The sequence below is a fragment of the Paracoccus lutimaris genome, from assembly GCF_003337565.1.
GTDB classification, from domain to species: domain Bacteria; phylum Pseudomonadota; class Alphaproteobacteria; order Rhodobacterales; family Rhodobacteraceae; genus Paracoccus; species Paracoccus lutimaris.
Map to the genome: position 1 here is coordinate 1 of NZ_QPJL01000020.1, position 21,876 is coordinate 21,876.

Here is a 21,876-nt window from a genome sequence, read left to right on the forward strand (position 1 = left end):
CTACAGCCTCCGCGAGGCGCAGATCATCATCGAAGAATGGAGGAAGCACTACAACACCAAACGCCCGCACAGCGCATTAGGATACCGCCCACCAGCCCCAGAAAGCCGCATCCCGATGGACCAGAGGCTGGTCATGCACTAACAATCAAACTGGACCACCGAAGTGGGGCTGATCAGCACTCATCCGCCACCGGTGATTTTTTTTGAACCGATAGCCCATGCGGCGCAGCGCCCGCGACAGCGAGCTTTCATGCACATGGACACCCTCGACCCCGGCCAGCGCCCCTTTCAGCTCGGCCATGGTGATGTCGGGATCCTGCTCCACCAACTCGACCAGCAGCGCCTTGTGCGGCCCGAGCTTGCCCCAGCCCAGAGGCCGGCCACATTTCTGCGCCACCAATGCCTCGCCCTGCCGGACCCGACGCGCGAGACGGACGCCTGTGGCCGGCGAAATCAGCAATCTGCGCGCGGCTTCCCGGGCGCTGAGGCCGTCCTCGATATAGCGCCGAAACCGGTGGCGAAGGTCCTGCGAGAGCGGTGCGGGCATGGCGTGATCCTCCTCGACAGAGTGAATCATACCCTGTCCATCAGGGGAATCCCGATTCAGCGTAACGGAACGACGCTCTAGCGGAGGTTCTTCCCTTCGTCCACTCAGATGCTGTCTCTGAACTTGATTTAGATTCCGAATGTTCTGATGGCGAAGATCATGCCGACCGGCCTCAGCCTCGCCAAAACGGCGAGGCTTCTTTATGTCCTGATCCAAGCAAGAACTGGGCGACAAGGTCGCGCGTCAATCCAGTCAGCCCGGCCCGAAACTGGCCTCCCTGACCGGAGGGCCGTGGTGCGTAAGTTCGAGCGATCATTCAGCCTGATCAGGAGCCGAGCCGCGGATGATCCGCAGCCCTGCTTCGGCCTGTTCTAACTATCGTAGTCCCAATGTGCATTTTATGGATGCCATAATGTGCAATTTAGCCCGAAAATGTCCGAATTATGGTTGGCGTCACAACGGGGGCGACGGCGCTGCCGTCCCTGCGCTGCAGGGGCGCCTCCCGGCCAGCCTGATTGCCAGCTTGGCTAGGCCTCGGGCCGCTGCGACATTTGCGCGCAGTGCATGGCCGGTCTGCCGATAGCGGCGGATGACGGCGGGCGGCAGGTTCTGTTATCGCCAACATGAACTTCCCGCCACGCCAGACCGTCCCGAAAGGTGCCGCCATGTCACCGCAGCCCAATCTGAAACTTGCGATTCTTGCCCTGGGCCTGGGGGCCTTTGCCATCGGCACCTCGGAATTCGCGGCCATGGGGCTTTTGCCCTGGTATGCCTCGGATCTGGGGATCACCGAGCCGCAGGCCGGCCATGTCATCAGCGCCTATGCGCTGGGGGTGGTGGTGGGTGCGCCGATCACCTCGATCCTTGGCGCGAAATTGCCGCGCCGGCGCTATCTGGCGGCGCTGATCGCGCTTTACGGGGTGGTGAACCTGCTGGCCGCCGTGCTGCCGGGCTATGCCACGCTGACCGGCATGCGCTTTCTGGCCGGGCTGCCGCATGGCGGTTTCCTTGGCGTGGCGATGCTGTTCGCCGCCGATGCCCTGCCGCGCGAGAGCCGCGCCAAGGGGGTGACGCAGATCCTGCTGGGCCTGACCATCGCCAATATCGCCGGGGTGCCGCTGGCGGGGATATTGGGGCAGGGCCTGGGCTGGCGCTGGGGCTTCGCGCTGCCGGGTGTGCTGGCGCTGATCGCGGGCTGGCTGATCCTGAAGCTGGCGCCGCGTGTCGGCGTGGACAAATCCGCCCGGCCGCTGGACGAGCTGAAGGCGCTGGGAAACCCCGCCGTCATCCTGATCCTGCTGGTGGGCGCCATCGGTTTCGGCGGGCTGTTTGCGGTCTATTCCTATCTCTCGGCGGCGATGCTGGCGACCACGCAGGCGCCCGGCTGGGCGGTGCCGGTGATGCTGTCGGCCTTTGGCATCGGCGGCACGCTGGGCGGGATCATGTCGGCGAAGCTGACCATCCGCTATGGCATCTGGGGCTCGAGCTTCCGGCTGATGCTGTTCATGGCGCTGACCCAGGCCTTTGCGTCCTATGCCGTGGGCGACTGGGTGATGATGGTGGGCTCATCGCTGCTGCTGGGGCTGGGCTCGGGCATGGTCGTGCCCTTGCAGACCCGGCTGATGGATGTCGCGGGCAAGGCGCAATCCATGGCCGCCGCGATGAACCACGCCGCCTTCAACGCCGCCAATGCGCTGGGGCCGTGGTTGGCCGGGATGGCGCTGGCCGCGGGCTGGGGCTGGCGTTCCTCGGGGCTGGTGGCGGTCGGGCTATCGGTTGCCGGCATCCTTGCGCTGGCCGTCGCTTGGTATCAGGCTCGGGTCAGCGGGGATATGCTGCATAATTGCCCGGCGGGAATGTGAGGCGAATTCGCGCCGGATGGTGATGAAGATCACATAGCCCGTGGTCACGAACAGCGCCAGCGGACCGGCCAGCCAGCCCACCGCCGCCAGCGCGAAATAGACGCAGCGCAGCCCGGAATTGTAGCTGCGCGCGGCGGTGATGTTGATTTCCGCCGCCTGCATGGCCGAGGGCAAGGCGCGCGGGTCATTGGGATCATTCGGGACCGAGGCCATCAGGATCGCGCAATAGCCAAACAGCCGGTGCGACCAGATGAAGCGCAACAGCGCATTGGCGACGAAGAACAGCACCAGCACGATCTTGATTTCCCATTTCAGCGCCGGCACGTGTTCGAGGTCGAACTGGCGTGCGACGCCGGCCAACTGATCGGTATTGCCGATCAGCGCCAGCCCGCCACCGATGGCGATCATGCAGGCCGAGGCGAAGAAGGCCGTGCCCTCGCGCAGCGAGGTCAGGATATTGGCGTCGAAGATGCGCGGATCGCGGGTGACGAAATGTCGCATCCATTCGCGGCGATAGGATTTCATCACCGCCGAGACCGAGGGGTGGCTCCTTGGCGGATGCTCGGTGATCCAGCCAATTCCCAGCCAGGCCACGAAAAGCCAGCCGACGGTCAGCAGATCGGCCAGGGTGAAGGGGCCGGGAAGGGGTGCGTTCATGTCCATGTCGCCCGTTCTAGCGCTGCGCGGGGGCAGTTGTCAGCCGCAAACAGGGTGATTAACTGAGTACTGTCATAAGTCAGGAGAGCATCATGGCCGCACCCCATGCCATTCACGAGGAATTCCCCAATGACGGCGAGCGCATCCATGCGCTGAAAGTCTCGAACGCGCATTTCGCGCGGCTGCTGGAGGAATATGATCAGGTCAACGATCAGGTGTTCGGTGCGGAAAGCCGCCATACGCCGATGTCGGAGGAGGCCGAGGCCGCGCTGCGCCGCAAGCGCTCCAGCCTGAAGGACGAGATCGCCCATATGATGGCGACGGTCTGATCGTTTCGGTGGATTGCGGGGCTCTGCCCGCGCCATCCGGTCCTTGGACCGATGGCGGACCTGATGGCGCCCCGGGATATTTTTGACATGAAAGAATGGGGCGTGAGGGTAACCTCGCGCCCTTTGCCATTCGGGGCACGAGAGCGGGGGCTTGAAAAGCCGGGCGGGTATTCCCAGCTAAGCGGGTGTCGGATGGCCCGATGGCGCCGACGGACCTGCCCGCCCGTTCAGGGGGGCAAGCCTTTGTATCGCTTGAATGAAGGATGCGAAAATGCGCAACTTTGACCTGACCCCGCTTTATCGTGCCTCGGTCGGTTTCGACCGCATGGCTGATGTCATGGACCGTGCTCTCTCGGCCGATATCGCGAGCTACCCCCCCTATAACATCGAGAAGACCGGCGAGAATGCTTACCGCATCGCCATCGCCGTTGCCGGCTTTGGCGCCGAGGACCTGAATGTCGAGGTGCGCGATGGCGCCGTCATCGTCTCGGGACGCAAGGCCGCCGAGGATGAGGGCCGGACCTTCCTGCATCGCGGCATCGCGACGCGCGCCTTTGAGCGCCGCTTCACGCTGGCCGATCATGTCCGCGTCGATGGCGCGAGCCATCAGGACGGCATGCTGAATATCGATCTGGTCCGCGAGATCCCCGAAGCGCTGAAGCCGCGCCGGATCGAGATCGCGAAGAACGGAAAACTGGTCGAGAAGCTTGACGCCTGATCAGGCGTGACCGGTATGGGTCTGGGGGCGCTGCCCCCACGCCCCTGCGGGGCGTTCCCCCGGGATATTTTGACATGAAAGAAAGGGCGTGGGGGTTTCCTGCGCCCTTTTTTATAGCTTGCGGCGGGCGCGCAGGGCGGCGGTGATGGTGCCGTCATCGAGATAGTCGAGCTCGCCGCCGATGGGGACGCCTTGCGCAAGGCCGGTGACGGTAATGCCGGTGGGGGCCAGCGCCTCGGCGATGTAATGGGCGGTGGTCTGGCCCTCGACCGTGGCGGAGAGGGCGAGGATGACCTCGGTCACCCGCTCGTCGCCGATACGGGCAATGAGATCGGGTATGCGCAGGTCTTCGGGGCCGATTTCATCCAGCGCCGAAAGGCTGCCGCCAAGGACGTGATAGCGGCCCCGGAAGGCGCGGCCGCGTTCCAGCGCCCAGAGGTCGGCCACATCGGTCACGACGCAGATCTCGCCGCTGGCGCGGGCGGGATCCTCGCAGATCGGGCAGATGTCGGCGCCGGTGATATTGCCGCAGACGAGGCATTCGCGGGCATTTTCGGCGACATTGGCCATCAGGCTCGCAAGCTGGGCCATCTGGCCGGCGCGCTTGCGGATCAGGTGCAGCACGACCCGGCGCGCCGAGCGGGGGCCAAGCCCCGGCAGGCGCGCCATGGTGGCGATCAGCGTCTCGATCTCATCGCTGCGAGTGGGGCCGCCAGAGGTGCCGCCGGAGCTCATCTTAGAAGGGCAGCTTCATGTCGGCGGGCAGGCCCATCTCGCGGGTCAGCCGGGCCATTTCCTGTGCCGCCTTGTCGCTGGCGCGGCGCTGCGCGTCCTTGATCGCGGCAAGGATCAGGTCCTCGACCACTTCCTTTTCCGAGGCGACGAAGATCGAGGGGGCGATCTCCAGCGCCGTCAGTTCGCCCTTGGCGGTGGCGGTGGCCTTGACCAGCCCGGCGCCAGCCTCGCCCACGACGGTCAGACGGGCAAGCCCCTCTTGCATCTCGGTCATCTTGGTCTGCATCTGCTGGGCGGCCTCCATCATCTTCGACAGATCGCCCATATCGCCAAGCCCCTTGAACATCGCTTACTCCTCGTCCTCGAACGGGTCCCATTCCTCGACCTCGGCCACGGGGCCTTCGGTCAGCTCATGCGGGGATTTATCCTCGCCCGTGGCGATTTCAACCGCCGGCGCGGGAATGGGGCGGACCCGGGTGATCTTTGCCTCGGGGAAGGCGGCGAAAATCGCCTGTACCGCCGGGTTTTCCATGACGCGGGAGATTTTCTGTGCTTCGACCGCTTGGGCCTTTTCAGCGATTGTGTCCTCACCCGGCTCCGAACTAAGGACTGCCCGCACTTTACCGCCAGTCAGATTGTACAAGCTCTCTGCAAGGCGTTTTACAAATCCTGATGGTGCGGTATCGGACTGATTGAACTCAATGTAGCCTGGTGTGTAGCGCACTAATCGGAGGTTGTTTTCAACTTCAATCAGCATGCGCATATCGCGGCGTTTAAGTAGCGCGAGTACCGACTCGAGGTTGGGAAACCCGGCCAGCGCATCGGGCGAGACGGCGATGGCCGCAGCCGCGCCATCGGCGCGGATGGCGGCCGGGACCCGGGGCGGGGCCGCAGCGCGCGGGGCATCGGCCGGGCGCTGCGCGGGGACGGCGTTGCCGCGGGCGAATTCGCCGGCCGCGACCGAGGTCTGGACCTTGCGGATCAGCGTTTCTGGGTCGGGAAGGTCGGCGACATGGGTCAGGCGGATGATCGCCATTTCGGCGGCCATCATCGCGTTCGGGGCCTGCCCGACTTCCTCCAGCGCCTTGAGCAGCATCTGCCACAGCCGCGTCAGGGCCCGCATGGGGATGCGCGTGGCGATGTCCTGTCCGCGCGTGCGTTCGTCCGGGCCGATGGTCGGGTCCTCGATCGCCTCGGGGGTAATCTTCACGATCGAGACCCAATGCGTGATCTCGGCCAGATCGCGCAGGACGGCCATCGGGTCGGCGCCATCGGCATATTGCGCCTGCAGCTCGGCCAGAGCCTCGGCCGCGGCGCCGCGCAGGATCATGTCGAAGAGGTCCAGCACCCGGCCCCGGTCGGCCAGCCCCAGCATGGCGCGGACCTGCGGGGCCGTGGTTTCGCCCGCCCCGTGGCTGATCGCCTGATCCAGAAGCGAGGTCGCATCGCGGGCCGAACCTTCGGCGGCGCGGGTGATCAGTGCCAGTGCGTCATCGGTGATCTGGGCCTCTTCGGCGGTGGCGATCCTGCGCAGAAGCGCAATCATCACTTCGGGTTCGATCCGGCGCAGGTCAAAACGCTGGCAGCGCGACAGCACCGTCACCGGAACCTTGCGGATCTCGGTGGTGGCAAAGATGAATTTCACATGCGGAGGCGGTTCCTCGAGCGTTTTCAGAAGCGCGTTGAAGGCGCTTGTGGACAGCATGTGCACTTCGTCGATGATATAGATCTTGTAGCGCGCCGAGGCGGCCCGGTAATGGACGCTTTCGATGATTTCGCGGATGTCACCCACGCCGGTGCGGGATGCGGCGTCCATCTCCATCACATCGACATGGCGGCCCTCGCTGATGGCCACGCAATGTTCGCAGGTGCCGCAGGGCTCGGTCGTCGGGCCGCCCTGACCGTCGGGGCCGATGCAGTTCAGGCCCTTGGCGATGATGCGCGCGGTCGTGGTCTTGCCGGTGCCGCGGATGCCGGTCATCACGAAGGCCTGCGCGATGCGGTCTGCGGCAAAGGCGTTTTTCAGCGTCCGCACCATCGCATCCTGGCCGACAAGATCGGCAAAGGTCTCGGGGCGGTATTTCCGTGCCAGAACCTGATAGGTCTTGTCGCTGTCGCTCATGCCGGGCCTGTCTGATTGCCGCGTCACCTTAGACAGGGTGGCGCGGGGCGGCAACCTTTCGCGCGAGCGGCGGGATGGATATTTGGATGAAGAAGAAAGCGCCGGCGTTCTTCCCGGCTGGCAGGGCGGGACAACGAAGTCGTGAAGCCTTGTGAGCGGGCGGGATATTTCATGGCGTCCAAGGCTGGGGCATGTTTTCGGGATGCAGCGCCGTGCCCTTGTCCTTTCCGCCCTTGCTGCGCCGTTTCTGGCGGGGTTTTCGCGCGGCGTGCGGGCGGATGCGGGCCTGTTGCTGGATCAGGCCGGGTCCATGGCGCAGCTGCGCGCCGTCGCCATCTGGCAGGGCGGGCGTGAGGTCGCGGCGCGGGGCTATCGCGGCTTTGACCCGGATCGGGCGGCGAATATCAAATCGGCCTCGAAATCGGTGATCTCGGCTTTGGCGGGGATCGCGATTGCGCGGGGGCTGTTTTCCGGGGCGGATCAGAAGGTTGCGGCGATCCTGCGCCCCGATCTGCCGCGCGATCCCGATCCGCGCATGGATGACCTGACGTTGGGTCATCTTTTGTCCATGCAGGCTGGATTGCAGCGGCAATCGGGGCCGAATTACGGGCGCTGGGTCGGCAGCCGGAACTGGGTCAGGGCGGCGCTGGACGTGCCCTTCGAGCAGGATCCGGGACAGGGGATGCGATATTCCACCGCCTCGACACATCTGGTTTCGGCCATGCTGACGCGGGTCTCGGGTCGGTCCACGCTGGACCTGGCGCAGGACTGGCTGGGGGGCATTCCGGGCTTTGCCATCACCTCGTGGCAGCGCGATCCGCAGGGCATCTATCTGGGCGGCAACGAAATGGCGATGAGCACGCGGTCCCTGCTGGCCTTTGGCGCGGCCTATGCGGCGGGCGGGCAGGGGGTGATCCCGGCGGATTGGATCGCGGAAAGCTGGCAGGTGCGCACCCGCTCGATCTTCAGCGGCGAGGCTTATGGCTATGGCTGGTTCGTCAGCGAGGCGGGCGGGCGGCCGGTCCGCTATGGCTGGGGCTATGGCGGGCAGATGATCTATGTTTTTCCGGCCATTCAGGGTAAGCCCTCGGTCGCCATCGCCATGACCTCGGATCCCGGCCAGCCCTCGGGGCGCACCGGCTATCGCGAGCGGCTGAACGCCTTTGCGGGCGCCTTGGTGCGGGCGTTGTGAGCCCCCGTTGACCGCGGGCGCGGGCCGGCATATCTGCGGCCCATGGCACGCGCACCGCTTTTACAACTGACCGATATCTCGCTGACCTTTGGCGGCAATCCCGTTTTCGACGGGCTCAATCTGACCGTCCAGCAGGGCGACCGGCTGGCGCTGGTCGGCCGCAACGGCTCGGGCAAGTCCACGCTGATGAAGGTCATGGCCGGGCTGGTCGAGCCCGATGCCGGGCAGGTCATCACCCCCGCCGGCACCCATGTCGGCTATATGGAGCAGGACCCGGACCTGTCGGGCTTTGTCACTTTGGGCGATTTCGCCCGCGCCACTCTGGGCGATGCCGAGGGCTACCGCGTCGAAATGGCGGCCGAGGGGCTGAAATTCGACCCCGACCGGCCTGTGGCCACGGCCTCGGGCGGGGAACGCCGCCGCGCCGCGCTGGCGCGCCTTCTTGCCGAAGCGCCCGAGCTGATGCTGCTGGACGAGCCGACGAACCATCTGGACATCGAAGCCATCGGCTGGCTTGAGGAACAGCTTTCCACGACCAAGGCCGGTTTCGTGCTGATCAGCCATGACCGCGCTTTCCTGCGTGCGCTGACCCGCGCCACCCTGTGGATCGACCGGGGCGAGGTCAGCCGGCAGGATCGCGGCTTTGAGCATTTCGAAGAATGGCGCGAAACCGTCTGGGCGGCCGAGGACGAGGCCCGCCACAAGCTGGACCGCAAGATCAAGGCCGAGGCCCGCTGGGCGGTCGAGGGCATCAGCGCGCGCAGAAAGCGCAATCAGGGCCGGGTTCGCGCGCTGGCCGCGCTGCGCGAGGAACGCGCCAGCCAGATCCGCCGTCATGGCACCGCCGCGATGGAGCTGGATGCGGGGCAGCAATCGGGCAAGCGGGTGATCGACGCCAAGGGCATATCGAAAGCCTTTGGTGACCGGGTGATCCTGAAACCCTTTGACCTGCGGGTGCTGCGCGGCGACCGCGTGGCCTTTGTCGGACCCAATGGCGCCGGCAAGACCACGCTGATCAAGATGTTGACCGGCGAGCTTGCGCCCGACACGGGCGAGGTCAAGCACGGCACCAATCTGGATATCGCCGTCTTTGATCAGGCCCGCAGCGCGATTGACGAGACGGTCAGCCTGTGGGACGCGATGACCGGGGATCCGTCGATGCGGGTCTCGGGGCGGTCGGATCAGGTCATGGTGCGTGGAAACCCGCGTCATGTCGTGGCCTATCTCAAGGATTTCCTGTTCGATGATGCGCAGGCCCGCGCCCCTGTAGGCAGCCTGTCGGGTGGTGAAAAGGCGCGGCTTTTGCTGGCGCGGATCATGGCGCATCCGTCAAACCTTTTGGTGCTGGACGAACCTACCAACGATCTGGACGTGGAAACGCTGGACCTGCTGCAGGAGATTCTGGGCGATTATGACGGCACCGTGCTGCTGGTCAGCCATGACCGCGATTTCATCGACCGGGTGGCCACGACCACCGTGGCGATGGAGGGCGACGGCCGCGCGGTGATCTATCCCGGTGGCTGGTCGGATTACCGCGCCCAGCGGCCCGAGGACGCGCCGGTGGTCGAAGCTGCAAAGCCTGCAGCAGCCCCCCAGCCCCAGCCCGAGGCAAAGCCCGCGGCCGAGCGCAACGGTCTGAGCTTTACCGAGAAGAAGCGCCTTGAGGCATTGCCGGCCGTCATGGAGCGGCTTGAGGCCGAGATCGGCAAGCTGACCGAGTTTCTGGCCCAGCCGGACCTGTTCCAGACCGCGCCCGCGAAATTCGCCAAGGCCAGCGAAGGCCTGAGCGAGCGGCAGGCGGCACTGGCGGCCGCCGAAGAGGAATGGCTGGAACTGGCGGAAAAAGCCGAGGGCTGAGCGCGGCATCTGCCGCGCCGCCCGGCCCGTTCCACCGCGCTGTCAGCGTTTGACTACGATCACCGAATTGCGGATCCAGGACAGCATGTGGATCTGCGCCGACAACTCCCGGTCGGCATCGGTCAGCTGGTAGATCTCGGGCGTCATTTCCGAGGTCGCGTCCGGTTTGCCGCAGGTGCAGCGCGACAGCGCCTGGAAATAATGCACCGGGTCGCGCATGTCCAAGCCCATGGAATAGGGGCCGCGCATGTCGCCAAACGAGGTGCAAAGATCCTCGCAGATGAAAACGCCGCCGCTGCGCAAGGCGGGGAACAGCGTGCGGAACGCCAGGATCTGATGGATCCACAGATGCGAGGCGTCGTCGATGACGAAATCCCATTTCCGCCCGGCCAGCTGCTTCAGGAAAGGCAGGTACCCCAGGTCCCCGACATGGGGGAAAAACCCTTCATTCTTGAGCGCCATGGCCGAGGGCTTGATGTCGGCGACATGGATTTCGGTGTTTGCGGGAAAGTAGCGTTTCCACATCCGCACCGAGGCGCCGATATTGTCATCGGGTCCCGCGCCCAGTTCCAGCATATGCGTCACCCCCTGAGCGCGCAGCCGCGACAGGAAGAAGTCATAGCGGCGCAGCATGCCCTCGCTTTTGATCTCGCGGCCATCGGGGGTGCGCCAGAGGCTGGATTTGTTGGTGTTTGCCTTGACGCCAAGTTTGTCCAGTTCGTCGAGATCGCTGAAAAAGTTCATGGGAATATCCGGTATACAGTCAGTTTGGCGCATTAATGAATAAACTTCCCGGGTTTGGAAGCGGTAAACGTCCGATCGCAGGCATCGATTGCAAGAAAAAGGCCGCCCCGAACGGGACGGCCTTCATCGTCTGTCGCCAAAGGCGGATGATTACATCATCCCGCCCATGCCGCCCATGCCGCCCATGTCGGGCATGCCGCCGCCGGCACCTTTCGGCTCGGGCTTTTCGGCAACCATGGCTTCGGTGGTGATCAGGAGACCAGCAACCGAGGCCGCGTCTTCCAGCGCGGTGCGCACGACTTTGGCCGGGTCGATGACGCCGAACTTGAACATGTCGCCATATTCTTCGGTCTGGGCGTTGAAACCAAAGGCTTTGTCGTTCGATTCACGGACCTTGCCGGCCACGACAGCGCCGTCGACGCCAGCGTTTTCAGCGATCTGGCGCATCGGCGATTCCAGCGCGCGGCGGATGATGGCGATGCCGGCATCCTGATCCGAGTTCGCACCGGTCAGACCTTCCAGCGCCTTGCCGCCCTGAACCAGAGCCACGCCGCCACCGACGACGACGCCTTCCTGGACAGCCGCACGGGTCGCGTTCAGCGCGTCATCGACGCGGTCCTTGCGCTCTTTCACTTCGACTTCGGTCATGCCGCCGACGCGGATCACGGCAACGCCGCCAGCCAGTTTGGCCACGCGCTCTTGCAGTTTCTCGCGGTCGTAGTCCGAGGTGGTTTCCTCGATCTGCTGGCGGATCTGGCCGACGCGGGCTTCGATCTCGGCTTTCTCACCATTGCCGTCGACGATGGTGGTGTTGTCCTTGTTGATCGAAACTTTCTTCGCCCGGCCGAGCATGTCGACGGTGACGTTTTCCAGCTTCATGCCCAGGTCTTCCGAGATCACCTGGCCGCCGGTCAGGATCGCGATGTCCTGCAGCATGGCCTTGCGGCGATCGCCGAAGCCCGGAGCTTTCACGGCAGCGATCTTCAACCCGCCACGCAGCTTGTTGACGACCAGCGTGGCCAGGGCTTCGCCCTCGACGTCCTCGGCGATGATCAGCAGCGGACGCTGCGACTGGATCACGGCCTCCAGCAGCGGGACCATCGGCTGCAGCGACGAGAGTTTTTTCTCGTGCAGCAGGATGTAGGCGTCTTCCAACTCGGCAATCATCTTGTCGGCATTGGTGACGAAATAGGGCGACAGGTAGCCGCGGTCGAACTGCATGCCTTCGACGACTTCGACGTCGGTTTCCATGCCCTTGTTCTCTTCGACGGTGATGACACCCTCGTTGCCGACCTTCTGCATGGCTTCGGCGATCATCGTGCCGATGGCGGCTTCGCCATTGGCCGAAATGGTGCCGACCTGCGCGACTTCGGCGCTGTCATTGACCGGACGCGAGGCAGCCTTGATCGCCTCGACGACTTTCGAGGTCGCCAGATCGATGCCGCGCTTGAGATCCATCGGGTTCAGACCGGCGGCGACCGATTTCAGGCCTTCCTTGATGATGGCCTGGGCCAGCACGGTGGCGGTGGTGGTGCCGTCGCCCGCCTCGTCATTGGTGCGCGAAGCGACTTCGCGGACCATCTGGGCGCCCATGTTCTCGAACTTGTCGGCCAGTTCGATTTCCTTGGCGACCGAAACGCCGTCCTTGGTGATGCGCGGGGCGCCGAAGGACTTGTCGATCACCACGTTGCGGCCTTTCGGACCCAGCGTGACCTTGACGGCATCCGCAAGCACGTTCACGCCTCTCAGCATGCGGTCGCGGGCGTCGGTGCCGAACTTGACTTCTTTCGCAGCCATTTGTTCTTCTCCTTGAATTGGTTATCTGAAGGTGACGATCAGGCGATGACGCCCAGGATGTCGCTTTCCTTCATGATCAGCAGCTCTTCGCCATCGATCGTGACTTCGGTGCCCGACCATTTGCCGAACAGGACGCGGTCGCCGGCCTTGACCGAGGGAGCGATCAGCTCGCCCGAGTCCTTGCGTGCGCCTTCGCCGGTCGAGACGACTTCGCCCTCGGCGGGTTTTTCCTTGGCGCTATCGGGGATGATCAGGCCGCCCTTGGTCTTTTCGTCCGACTGGACGCGACGGACCAGAACGCGGTCGTGCAGCGGTTTGAAAGCCATTGTAGAACACTCCGGTGTTTCAGGTAGCAGTGTTGCTGTTGTTGTCACTCATGCTTGGTGAGTGCCAATGCAGCCCATCTAGGCGCCGCATCCGGGCCTGTCAACGGTTGGGGCTGGCGAAATTTGGCGCGAATTCCGCTTGACGGGCGTTTTGCCGGGCGGCTACCCCGGATGCGGTTCATGGATGAGGTCGGGTTTTGTCGAGGCGGCTCAGGGTTCTTGTCATCGCCGAGGCGGCCAATCCCGAATGGGTCTCGGTGCCGCTGGTCGGCTGGTCGCTGGCCAATGCCCTGCGCGAGGTGGCCGATGTCCATATCGTCACCCAGATCCGCAACCGCGAGGCCTTGCTGCGTGCCGGCCTGATCGAGGGGCAGGACTTCACCGCCATCGACAGCGAGGCGCTGGCCGCGCCCTTGTGGCGGCTGGCTGAAAAGCTCAGCATGGGCAAGGGTGTCGGCTGGACCATAAAGACCGCCATCAGCACGCTGGGTTACGGCTATTTCGAGCGGCTGGTCTGGCGCGCTTTTGGCGCCGATATCCGCGGGGGCAAATACGATCTGGTCCATCGCGTGACGCCGCTGACGCCGACCGCGAACAGCCGCATCGCCCCCCATTGCCGCCGCGCGGGCGTGCCCTTCGTACTGGGGCCGTTGAATGGCGGCGTGCCATGGCCCAAGGGCTTCGACAGCGAGCGGCGGCGCGAAAAGGAATGGCTGTCCTATGTGCGCGGCATCTACAAGGCGCTGCCGGGCCGGGGGGCGATGCTGCGCGATGCCTCGGCGATCATCTGCGGATCGTTCTATACGCGGGGCGAGATCCCGGCGAAATATCAGGATAAGACCGTCTGGCTGCCGGAAAACGCCATCGACCCGGCGCGCTTCAGCCTGACCGCGCCCCAGCCCGGCACGCTGCCTTTGCGTGGCTGCTTCATCGGGCGGCTGGTGCCCTATAAGGGCGCCGACATGGCGATCGAGGCGGCGCTGCCCTTGCTGCGCGACGGCCGGCTTGTGCTGGATATCATCGGCGACGGCCCGCAGGCGGATCTCTTGCGCGAGATCGTCGCGCGCGAGGGCATCGGCCATGCCGTGACGCTGCATGGCTGGATGGCCCATGCCGATGTGCAATCCATCGCCGCGCAGGCGCAGCTATTGGTGTTCCCCTCGGTGCGGGAATTCGGCGGCGGCGTGGTGCTTGAGGCGATGGCGCTTGGCGTGGTGCCGGTCATCGCCGATTACGCCGGGCCGGGCGAGCTGGTCGACGATGCGACGGGCTTTCGCATCCCCATGGGCAGCCGGGCCGATCTGGTCGCGGGCCTGCGCGCGCAGTTGCAGGCGATTGCCGCCGATCCGGGCGTGCTGCCGGCGATGGCGCAGGCCGGGCAGGCGCGGGTTATGCGCGATTTCACCTGGTCCGCCAAGGCCGGGCAGGTGGAGCGCATCTGGCAGGCGGTCGTTGCCGGCGCGCCTTTGCCGCAGGAATTGCCGCTGCCGCGCTAGTTGCGGCGGACCGCGCGGCCATGCCATGCTGCGCGAAACGCCCCAGCCGGAAAACCCGATGCGTCTCAAACCGATCCTGACCGCTCTTTTTGCCTCTGCCCTGCTGGCCCTGCCTGCCACCGCGCAGGATTGCGTGGGCCAGAACCTGTTCGACACCATGGCCCCCGAGCGTCTGGCCGAGCTGCGCGCCGCGACCGATGCCATCCCCTATCACGACGGGCTGTTCTGGCAGGCGGACAAGGGCGACATGCGCATCACCCTGATCGGCACCTATCATTTCGCCGATCCCCGCCACGACATCACCATGGCCCATTTCGGCGCGTTGATCGATCAGGCCGGGCTGCTGATGGTCGAGGCCGGCCCCGATGAGGAAGCCCGGCTGGCCGATGCGATGAAGACCGATCCGACGCTGATCGTGAACCCGACCGGCCCGACTTTGCCCGAACGGCTGACCGATCAGGAATGGCAGGCGCTGTCGGCGGCACTGGAACAGCGCAACCTGCCCGCGGTCGTCGCCAGCCGGCTGCGGCCCTGGTATGTCGCGGTGATGCTGGGCATCTCGCCCTGCATGATGCGTATGGTCGAGAAACGCGGCGATGCGGGCGGGCTTGACCACCTGCTCGTCGAACGGGCCGAGGCGGCGAATGTCCCGATCCGCGCGCTTGAGCCCTGGGACACGCTGTTTACGCTGTTTGACGGCATGAGCGCGCGCGAGGAAGAGGACATGATCCGCGCCGCCATGCCCGCCGCCGAACATGCCGACGACTATACGGTGACGCTGACGGACGCCTATTTCGACGGCGAAAGCTGGATGATCTGGGAATTCGGCCGCTTTGATGCCTATGACAGCTCCGGTCTCAGCCGGGCCGAGGTGGACCGGCAGATGCAACTGGCGCAGGAAAAGCTGATGGACCAGCGCAATGCTGGCTGGATCGCGCCGCTTGATGGCGCGGCAGCCGAGGCTGCGGGGCAGGGCAAGGGCGTCGTCGCAGGCTTTGGCGCCCTGCACCTGCCGGGCGAGAACGGCGTCCTTCGGCTTCTGGAACGCGATGGCTGGACGATCCGGCCGATCCGGGTGGAGGGGATAGGCAATGGCGGATGAGCTGTGGCGCGAGGAACGCGAATTCTGGCTTTCGGGCTTGGCCGAGGCGGCGCGCAAGCTGGATGGGGCCTGCCTGATGGTGCTGGGACCGGCGGGCGTGCTGGACCGGGCGGGCGTCGTCGCGGCCCTGCAATCGGCCCCGCGCTGGCAGGAACTGACCGTTTCCGATCGCAGCACCATCGAAACCGACGAGGTGGTGGTGCTGGCCTATCGCGCCGTGGCCCGCCGCCCCGCCGCCGATGCCTATCGCGCGCTTTGCACCACGACATGGATCCGCCGCCATGGCGACTGGCGCATCCTTCAGCATCAGCGCACCACCCTGTAACGACGACCCTGAAATCACGGATTCCCATTGTAAATGTTGCATGATCTACTGCGGCATGGCCGCTTTCTCATCAGTTTTGCCCTTGGGCTGGTGCTGGGTCTGGCCGCCTTTCGGATGGAGACCATCGATCGCATTCTGGTGTTTTCGGTCAGCTTCAACCTGTGCTTCCTGATCCTTTCGGCCCTTATGGTTCGCGGCACCGGTGGTCAGGCTCTGCGGGCCATGGCCGATGAAAATGACGAAGGAATGAAGGTCATCGTGCCTTTGGCTGTCGGCGCCGTGCTGACCAGCCTTGTCACCATCCTGTTGACCATTCAGGACCCGCATTCGGGCGCGGCGCTGCGCCCGATCATGGCGTTGATCTCGGTGCCGCTGGGCTGGCTGATGATCCATTCCATGATGGCGTTTCATTACGCGAGCCTCTGGTATGCGCCGGGCGATGACGGGCAACCCATGCGCGGACTTGGCTTTCCGGGACTGGCCGAGGGGCAGGATGCCGAGCTGTGGGATTTCCTGTATTACAGCTTTACCATCGGGCTGGCCTCGCAGACCGCCGATGTCTCGGCGCTGAGCACCCGGCTGCGCCGGATCACGCTGCTGCATTCGGTTCTGGCCTTCTATTACAACACCGTGGTTCTGGCCCTGGCGGTGAACGCCGCCGCCTCGCTCGGTTGATAGACATTCCCCGCCCGCAGATTTATAAGGCCGGCGAATTTTCCGACAGTTCCACAGGGAATCCCATGATCCAGGTTTTCGGCCACAAGGCCCCCGACACCGACTCGACCGGCTCGCCCATCATCTGGGCCTGGTATCTTTCCGAGGTGCGCAAAGAGCCGGCCCGCGCCGTCCTGCTGGGCGAGCCCAATACCGAAGCCGCCTGGATGCTGGCGAAATGGGACCTGCCCAAGCCCGAGATCATCGCTGATGTCGCGGCGGGCGATCAATGCGTGATCGTCGACACCAACAACCCGGCCGAGCTGCCCGCCTCGATCAACGAGGCCGACGTGATCGAGATCATCGACCACCACCTGCTGGCCGGCGGCATCAAGACCCGCCTGCCGATCAACATCACCATGCGCCCGCTGGCCTGCACGGCGACGATCATGCATGACCTGATCGGCGACGAGGATCTCGCCCGCGCGCCGCGCGCCATCAAGGCTGCGATGCTGACCTGCATCCTGTCGGACACGCTGGAATTCCGCAGCCCGACCACCACCCCCCATGACCGCGCCGTGGCCGAAAAGCTGGCCCGCGATCTGGGCCTGTCGATCCCCGACTATGCCGCCGAGATGTTCGCGGCCAAGTCCGATGTCTCGGCCTTCTCGGAAGAGGCGCTCTTGCGCATGGACAGCAAGGAATACGAGCTGGGCGGCAAGCAGTTGCGGGTCTCGGTTCTGGAAACCACCGCGCCGCAGGTGCTCTTGGACCGCAAGGCCGCGCTGATGGCCGCCATGCCGGGCGTTGCCTCGGCCGATGGCGCCGACGAGGTGCTGTTGTTCATCGTTGACATCCTGAACGAACAGGCGACGCTGCTGGTCCCGAACGACTTCGTGAAACAGGTCGCCGAGAAAAGCTTCAACGCCAAGGTTTCCGGCGACAGCGTCCTGCTGCCCGGCATCATGTCGCGCAAAAAGCAGATCATCCCGGCTCTGGCCATCTGATAGGGAACGCTCCATGACGCAGATCATCAATTCGCTGGCCGAGATCGCGGCCGATTACGACGTGCTGTTCTGCGACCTCTGGGGCTGCCTGCATAACGGCGTCGCCCCCTATCCCGAGGCCGTCGCCGCCCTGCAGGAATTTCGCAAACAGGGCGGGCGCGTGGTGTTGATGACCAACGCGCCGCGCCCGGCGCCCTATGTCCAGCAGCAGTTGGACCGCATGGGCGTGCCGCGCGACGCCTATGACCTGATCGTCAGCTCGGGCGATGCGGCGCAGGACGCGATGTTCGCGGGCGCGGTCGGGCGCAAGGTCTGGGCCATTTCCCAGCCCAAGGACGAGGGCTTCTTCACCGATATCCCCGCCGAATGGCAGGACGCCCCCGCCATCCAGCGCGTCGAGCTGGATCAGGCCGAAGGCATCGTCTGCTGCGGCCTTTTCAACGACCTGACCGAGGTCCCCGAGGATTACCGCGCCCGGCTGATGCTGGCACGCGAAGCGGGCCTGCCGCTTTTATGCGCCAACCCCGACGTGGTCGTCGATCTGGGGGACAAGCGGCTTTACTGCGCCGGCGCGCTGGCCGAACTTTACGAGGATATCGGCGGCAAGTCGCTTTACTTCGGCAAGCCGCATCCGCCGATCTATGACATGGCGCGGCGCAAGCTGGGCCTGCCCGAGGACACGCGCTATCTGGCCGTGGGCGACGGCATCGCCACCGACGTTCCCGGCGCTGCGGGCGAAGGGATCGATGCGCTCTTCGTCTCGGGCGGGCTGGCGCATGATCAGTTCGGCCCCGATGTCGAACATCCCGACGCGGCCATGCTGAACGAATGGCTGGCGCTGCGCTCGGAAAATCCGCGCTACAGCATCGGCCGGCTGCGCTAGGGCGCGGGCAGGGTGACCGATTGCCGCGCCACTCTTGCAACCCGTGGCTGGCTCGGTAATACCGGCATGACTTGGGCCGCGCGGCGCATTCGCGTCCCGGCTGGAACTTGAACGACCGGGCCCTGATCGGCCCAGCGGGGGCCAGATTGCGCATCCATCACGACTGGAAAGGTCTGCCGCCTGAGGCCCGCGGGGCGACAGTCGCCATGGGCAATTTCGACGGCGTGCATCTGGGGCACCGCTCGGTGATCGACGCCGCGCGCGCGGCGCTGGACGCACCTTTGGGCGTCATCACCTTCGAGCCGCATCCGCGCGAATTCTTTGCCCCGGCGGACCATCCGCCATTTCGGCTGATGAATGCCGAATCGCGCGCGAACCGGCTGGCGCGGCTGGGCGTGGATCATCTTTACGAGCTGCCCTTTGACGCGGTTCTCGCCGGCCTCGCGCCCGAGGATTTCGCCCGCGAGGTGCTGGTGCGCGGCCTTGGCGTGCGCCATGTCGCGGTGGGGGCGGATTTCTGTTTCGGCTGCAAGCGCAGCGGCAATGCGGCAACGCTTGCGGCGCTGGGGCGCGAGCTGGGCTTTGGCGTGACCATCGCGCCGCTGATCGGGGATGGCACGGTCGAATACAGCTCGACCGCGGTGCGCGTCGCGCTGGCCGAGGGCCGCGCCCGTGACGCCGAACGCATGCTGGGTCATTGGCACCGCATCGACGGCGCCGTGCTGCATGGCGACAAGCGCGGCCGCGATCTGGGCTATCCGACCGCGAACATGGCGGTGGACGGGCTGCATCTGCCGGCGCTTGGCATCTATGCGGTGCTGGTCGATGTGCTGACCGGCCCGGAACGCGGCAGCTACAAGGGCGTGGCCAGCCTTGGCGTGCGGCCGATGTTCGACGGCAAGCGCCCGAATCTGGAAGTGCATATCTTTGATTTCAACGGCGACCTTTACGGCGAGCACCTGTCGGTGGCGCTGGTCGAATATCTGCGCCCCGAGGCGAAGTTCGACAGCCTCGACGCTCTGATCGAACAGATGGACCGCGACAGCGCACGGGCGCGCGATATTCTGGCGACCCGTTGATGCGCCCGCGCTTCTGGGAACTGCCGCTGCCCAAGCTTGCCCCCGATGAATGGGAGGCGCTCTGCGACGGCTGCGGCAAATGCTGCCTGAACAAGATCGAATACGAGGATACCGGCGAGGTCGCCTTTACCCGCGTCGCCTGCCGGCTGCTGGATGGCGAGACCTGCCAATGTTCCAGCTATGCCAATCGCCATGATTTCGTCCCCGATTGCGTGGTCCTGACGCCGCGCAAGCTGAAAGAGATCGCATGGTGGTTGCCCGTCACATGCGCCTATAGGTTGCGCGCCGAGGGCAAGCCGCTCTACGACTGGCATTACCTGATCTCGGGGGATCGCGAATCGGTTCATCGTGCCGGTGCTTCGGTGCGGGGCTGGACCGTCAGCGAGCTTTCCGTGACCGAGGATGACTGGGACGATTACATCATCGAGGATCTGGCATGAATTTCGCCTCGGACAATGCGGGTGGCGTGCATCCCCGGATCATGGCGGCGCTGGCGGCGGCGAATGACGGGCATGTGCCGGCCTATGGCGGTGACCGCATCACCCGCGCGGCGCAGGACCTGCTGCGCGAGGTCTTTGACGCGCCCGATGCGGCCGTCCATTTCGTGCCCACCGGCACCGCCGCCAATGCGCTGTCGCTGTCGCTGCTGGCACCGGGCTGGGGCAAGGTCTTCTGCCATCAGGACGCCCATATCCAGACCAGCGAAACCGGCGCACCCGAGTTCTTTACCGGCGGCGCCAAGCTGATCACGGTGCCGGGCACCGGCGGCAAGATCACGCCCGAGGCCCTGACCGAGGCGCTGATTCTGAATGGCCGCGATTCCGTTCATGCCGGGCAGAATGTGGCGCTGTCGCTGACCAATGCCACCGAATGGGGCACGGTCTATGACGTCGAGGAGATCGCGGCGCTGACTGCCATCGCTCATGCGCAGGGGATGGCCTGCCATATGGACGGGGCGCGTTTCGCCAATGCGCTGGCTTCGCTGGATGTGGCGCCCTCGGATCTGACATGGCGGGCGGGGATCGACATCCTGTCGCTGGGCGGCACCAAGAATGGCTGCATGGGCGTCGAGGCGGTGCTGATCTTTGATCCGGCCCTGTCCGATGAATTCGAGTTCCGCAGGAAGCGCGGCGGCGCGCTGGTTTCCAAGCACCGCTTTCTGGCGGCGCAGGTTCTGGCCTGGCTCGAGGGCGATCTGTGGCTGCAGATGGCGCGTCACGCCAATGCCATGGCGCATGAACTGGCGCTGGGATTGTCGCGGCTGCCCGGCGTGCGCATCAATCAGCGGGTCGAGACGAATGCCGTCTTTGCCACGGTCCCGCGCGAAGTTTACAGCCGCGCCCGCGCGACAGGGATGAGTTTTCATCTTTGGCCGCATACGCAGGACGAGGCCGGGGACGAGCCCTTGTCGATCCGGCTGGTCTGCGGCTGGGACACCCGGCTTGAGGATGTGACCGGTGCGCTGGCAGCCTTGGCCTAGGCCAGCGCGGCTTTCAGCAGCGACAGCGCATGTTCGACGGTGGCGGCGCGGACCTGCGCGCGGCCAAGAGGGCCGAATTCGACGGTTTCCGTCCTGACGCCCCGGCTGTCGGCAATGCCGAAACAGACCCGGCCCTCGGGCTTGTGCTCGGACCCGCCGGGGCCGGCGATCCCGGTCACCGCCACGGCGATCCCGGCTTGTGAGTTCGCCAGTGCCCCCGATGCCATCTCGGCGGCGATTTCCTCGCTGACGGCGCCATGGGCGTCCAGCGTTTCGGGGCGGATGCCCAGCATCTGGATCTTGGCGGCGTTGGAATAGGTGACAAAGCCGCGATCCACCGCGTCCGAGGATCCCGGCACATCGGTCAGCCGCCCGATGATCAGCCCGCCCGTGCAGCTTTCCGCCGTGGCGATCATCACGCCCCGCGTGCGGGCAAGGGCCAAGACCTCGGCCGGGTCGGTCACAGCATCGGCTCCAGCACGGCATGGTAAAGCCCGGCCAGGATCATCGAGACCACGCCCGCAAACAGCCCCGCCCACAGGTCGTCCAGCATGACGCCGACCGCGTCGCCGCGCCGGTCGGCGCGTCCGACCAGCCAGGGCTTCCAGATGTCGAAGAGCCGAAACAGCAGGAAGGGCACGACAAAGGCCGGCCAGGCATCAAGGATCGAAACCCCGTGCCGCCACAGCGGGATGACGGTAAAGCACATCGCCAGCCATTGCCCGGCGACCTCGTCGATGACGATTTCCGACGGATCCTTGTCGGCGCTGCCGGCGATGGCCAGCGGCACCGCCCAGAAGCCCAGCACCGTCGCCAGCACGGTCGCGACGGGCAGGAACCAGCCCGCGCCGGCCTCGGCCATCAGCACCGCCAAGAGAACGGCGGCGGCCGAACCCCAGGTGCCGGGCGCCGGGCGCAGCCTGCCGATGCCGAAAAACGTGGTGATCATCGTGACCATATGCGT

Annotated in this window: 25 protein-coding genes; 15 read left to right on the forward strand and 10 right to left on the reverse strand. The window is 65.3% G+C overall.

The annotated features are described in order from the left end of the window. The coding region (locus DFP89_RS15100; protein ID WP_147273323.1) for an integrase core domain-containing protein at nucleotides 1-142 on the forward strand (142 nt) is incomplete at its 5' end. Between the two features lie 3 nt (nucleotides 143-145). Here the strand turns inward: DFP89_RS15100 and DFP89_RS15105 are convergent. Next, the gene (locus tag DFP89_RS15105) at nucleotides 146-547 is read right to left on the reverse strand and encodes a transposase (protein ID WP_114350225.1); all 402 of its coding nucleotides are present in this window, start codon (nucleotides 545-547) and stop codon (nucleotides 146-148) included. Between the two features lie 665 nt (nucleotides 548-1,212). Here DFP89_RS15105 and DFP89_RS15115 point away from each other — a divergent pair. Further along, nucleotides 1,213-2,409, forward strand: coding sequence for an MFS transporter (locus DFP89_RS15115; protein WP_114350227.1), 1,197 nt, complete (start codon nucleotides 1,213-1,215; stop codon nucleotides 2,407-2,409). Here DFP89_RS15115 and DFP89_RS15120 read toward each other — a convergent pair. Continuing rightward, nucleotides 2,317-3,066 (reverse strand): DUF599 domain-containing protein, encoded by a 750-nt coding sequence (locus DFP89_RS15120; protein ID WP_114350228.1) that lies wholly within the window; start codon nucleotides 3,064-3,066, stop codon nucleotides 2,317-2,319. The two genes, DFP89_RS15115 and DFP89_RS15120, sit on opposite strands and share 93 nt — an antisense overlap. Nucleotides 3,067-3,158: 92 nt before the next feature. Between DFP89_RS15120 and DFP89_RS15125 the strand changes: the two genes are divergently transcribed. Both DFP89_RS15125 and DFP89_RS15130 read left to right on the forward strand, forming a co-directional pair. Continuing rightward, nucleotides 3,159-3,395, forward strand: coding sequence for an HP1242/YdcH family protein (locus DFP89_RS15125; protein WP_114350229.1), 237 nt, complete (start codon nucleotides 3,159-3,161; stop codon nucleotides 3,393-3,395). A 271-nt stretch (nucleotides 3,396-3,666) separates the two neighbouring features. Then, complete coding sequence (locus tag DFP89_RS15130; protein ID WP_114350230.1) at nucleotides 3,667-4,113, forward strand: Hsp20 family protein; 447 nt, start codon at nucleotides 3,667-3,669, stop codon at nucleotides 4,111-4,113. A 111-nt stretch (nucleotides 4,114-4,224) separates the two neighbouring features. Here DFP89_RS15130 and recR read toward each other — a convergent pair whose 3' ends face one another. Genes recR through DFP89_RS15145 form a run of 3 tightly spaced genes read right to left on the reverse strand, consistent with a single transcriptional unit; the run spans nucleotide 4,225 to nucleotide 6,970 of the window. Next, entirely contained in the window at nucleotides 4,225-4,848 is a 624-nt protein-coding gene (recR, locus tag DFP89_RS15135) for a recombination mediator RecR (protein ID WP_114350231.1), read from the reverse strand. Between the two features lies 1 nt (nucleotide 4,849). Continuing rightward, complete coding sequence (locus DFP89_RS15140) at nucleotides 4,850-5,194, reverse strand: YbaB/EbfC family nucleoid-associated protein (RefSeq protein WP_114350232.1); 345 nt, start codon at nucleotides 5,192-5,194, stop codon at nucleotides 4,850-4,852. A 3-nt stretch (nucleotides 5,195-5,197) separates the two neighbouring features. Further along, nucleotides 5,198-6,970, reverse strand: coding sequence for a DNA polymerase III subunit gamma/tau (locus tag DFP89_RS15145; protein ID WP_114350233.1), 1,773 nt, complete (start codon nucleotides 6,968-6,970; stop codon nucleotides 5,198-5,200). A gap of 202 nt (nucleotides 6,971-7,172) precedes the next feature. On the opposite strand from DFP89_RS15145, the gene DFP89_RS15150 reads away from it, so the two are divergent. Continuing rightward, the gene (locus DFP89_RS15150) at nucleotides 7,173-8,162 is read left to right on the forward strand and encodes a serine hydrolase domain-containing protein (RefSeq protein ID WP_114350234.1); all 990 of its coding nucleotides are present in this window, start codon (nucleotides 7,173-7,175) and stop codon (nucleotides 8,160-8,162) included. A 42-nt stretch (nucleotides 8,163-8,204) separates the two neighbouring features. Continuing rightward, a complete protein-coding gene (locus tag DFP89_RS15155; RefSeq protein ID WP_114350235.1) occupies nucleotides 8,205-10,019 on the forward strand; it encodes an ABC-F family ATP-binding cassette domain-containing protein in 1,815 nt (604 codons plus the stop codon). 42 nt (nucleotides 10,020-10,061) lie between these two features. Here the strand turns inward: DFP89_RS15155 and DFP89_RS15160 are convergent, their stop codons facing one another. From DFP89_RS15160 to DFP89_RS15170, 3 genes are all read right to left on the reverse strand, one after another. Beyond that, the gene (locus DFP89_RS15160) at nucleotides 10,062-10,763 is read right to left on the reverse strand and encodes a class I SAM-dependent methyltransferase (RefSeq protein WP_114350236.1); all 702 of its coding nucleotides are present in this window, start codon (nucleotides 10,761-10,763) and stop codon (nucleotides 10,062-10,064) included. Between the two features lie 150 nt (nucleotides 10,764-10,913). Further along, entirely contained in the window at nucleotides 10,914-12,560 is a 1,647-nt protein-coding gene (groL, locus tag DFP89_RS15165; RefSeq protein WP_114350237.1) for a chaperonin GroEL, read from the reverse strand. Between the two features lie 38 nt (nucleotides 12,561-12,598). Further along, entirely contained in the window at nucleotides 12,599-12,886 is a 288-nt protein-coding gene (locus tag DFP89_RS15170; RefSeq protein ID WP_114350238.1) for a co-chaperone GroES, read from the reverse strand. A gap of 197 nt (nucleotides 12,887-13,083) precedes the next feature. Between DFP89_RS15170 and DFP89_RS15175 the strand changes: the two genes are divergently transcribed. The 9 genes from DFP89_RS15175 to DFP89_RS15215 all read left to right on the forward strand — a co-directional run bounded on the left by DFP89_RS15175 (nucleotide 13,084) and on the right by DFP89_RS15215 (nucleotide 20,912). Then, nucleotides 13,084-14,382, forward strand: a complete 1,299-nt coding sequence (locus DFP89_RS15175) for a glycosyltransferase family 4 protein (RefSeq protein WP_114350239.1) — start codon at nucleotides 13,084-13,086, stop codon at nucleotides 14,380-14,382. A gap of 58 nt (nucleotides 14,383-14,440) precedes the next feature. Further along, complete coding sequence (locus DFP89_RS15180) at nucleotides 14,441-15,484, forward strand: TraB/GumN family protein (protein ID WP_114350281.1); 1,044 nt, start codon at nucleotides 14,441-14,443, stop codon at nucleotides 15,482-15,484. Further along, a complete protein-coding gene (locus DFP89_RS15185) occupies nucleotides 15,474-15,809 on the forward strand; it encodes a nuclear transport factor 2 family protein (protein ID WP_114350240.1) in 336 nt (111 codons plus the stop codon). The genes DFP89_RS15180 and DFP89_RS15185 overlap by 11 nt, the downstream gene beginning before the upstream one ends. Before the next feature lie 33 nt (nucleotides 15,810-15,842). Next, nucleotides 15,843-16,484: a DUF1345 domain-containing protein gene (locus DFP89_RS15190; protein ID WP_114350241.1), complete on the forward strand. Its 642-nt coding sequence runs from the start codon at nucleotides 15,843-15,845 to the stop codon at nucleotides 16,482-16,484. Between the two features lie 65 nt (nucleotides 16,485-16,549). Continuing rightward, on the forward strand, nucleotides 16,550-17,470 hold the full coding sequence (locus DFP89_RS15195) for a manganese-dependent inorganic pyrophosphatase (RefSeq protein WP_114350242.1): 921 nt from the start codon (nucleotides 16,550-16,552) through the stop codon (nucleotides 17,468-17,470). Between the two features lie 13 nt (nucleotides 17,471-17,483). Beyond that, a complete protein-coding gene (locus DFP89_RS15200) occupies nucleotides 17,484-18,353 on the forward strand; it encodes a TIGR01459 family HAD-type hydrolase (RefSeq protein ID WP_114350243.1) in 870 nt (289 codons plus the stop codon). Between the two features lie 146 nt (nucleotides 18,354-18,499). Further along, complete coding sequence (locus tag DFP89_RS15205; RefSeq protein ID WP_114350282.1) at nucleotides 18,500-19,432, forward strand: bifunctional riboflavin kinase/FAD synthetase; 933 nt, start codon at nucleotides 18,500-18,502, stop codon at nucleotides 19,430-19,432. Next, the gene (locus DFP89_RS15210) at nucleotides 19,432-19,872 is read left to right on the forward strand and encodes a YcgN family cysteine cluster protein (RefSeq protein WP_114350244.1); all 441 of its coding nucleotides are present in this window, start codon (nucleotides 19,432-19,434) and stop codon (nucleotides 19,870-19,872) included. The genes DFP89_RS15205 and DFP89_RS15210 overlap by 1 nt, the downstream gene beginning before the upstream one ends. Next, nucleotides 19,869-20,912, forward strand: a complete 1,044-nt coding sequence (locus DFP89_RS15215; RefSeq protein ID WP_114350245.1) for a threonine aldolase family protein — start codon at nucleotides 19,869-19,871, stop codon at nucleotides 20,910-20,912. The genes DFP89_RS15210 and DFP89_RS15215 overlap by 4 nt, the downstream gene beginning before the upstream one ends. On the opposite strand, the gene DFP89_RS15220 is transcribed toward DFP89_RS15215, so the two are convergent. Beyond that, entirely contained in the window at nucleotides 20,909-21,376 is a 468-nt protein-coding gene (locus DFP89_RS15220) for a CinA family protein (protein ID WP_114350246.1), read from the reverse strand. The genes DFP89_RS15215 and DFP89_RS15220 overlap by 4 nt on opposite strands. Further along, nucleotides 21,373-21,870, reverse strand: a complete 498-nt coding sequence (locus tag DFP89_RS15225) for a phosphatidylglycerophosphatase A family protein (RefSeq protein WP_114350247.1) — start codon at nucleotides 21,868-21,870, stop codon at nucleotides 21,373-21,375. The genes DFP89_RS15220 and DFP89_RS15225 overlap by 4 nt, the downstream gene beginning before the upstream one ends. Between the last annotated feature and the right edge of the window lie 6 nt (nucleotides 21,871-21,876).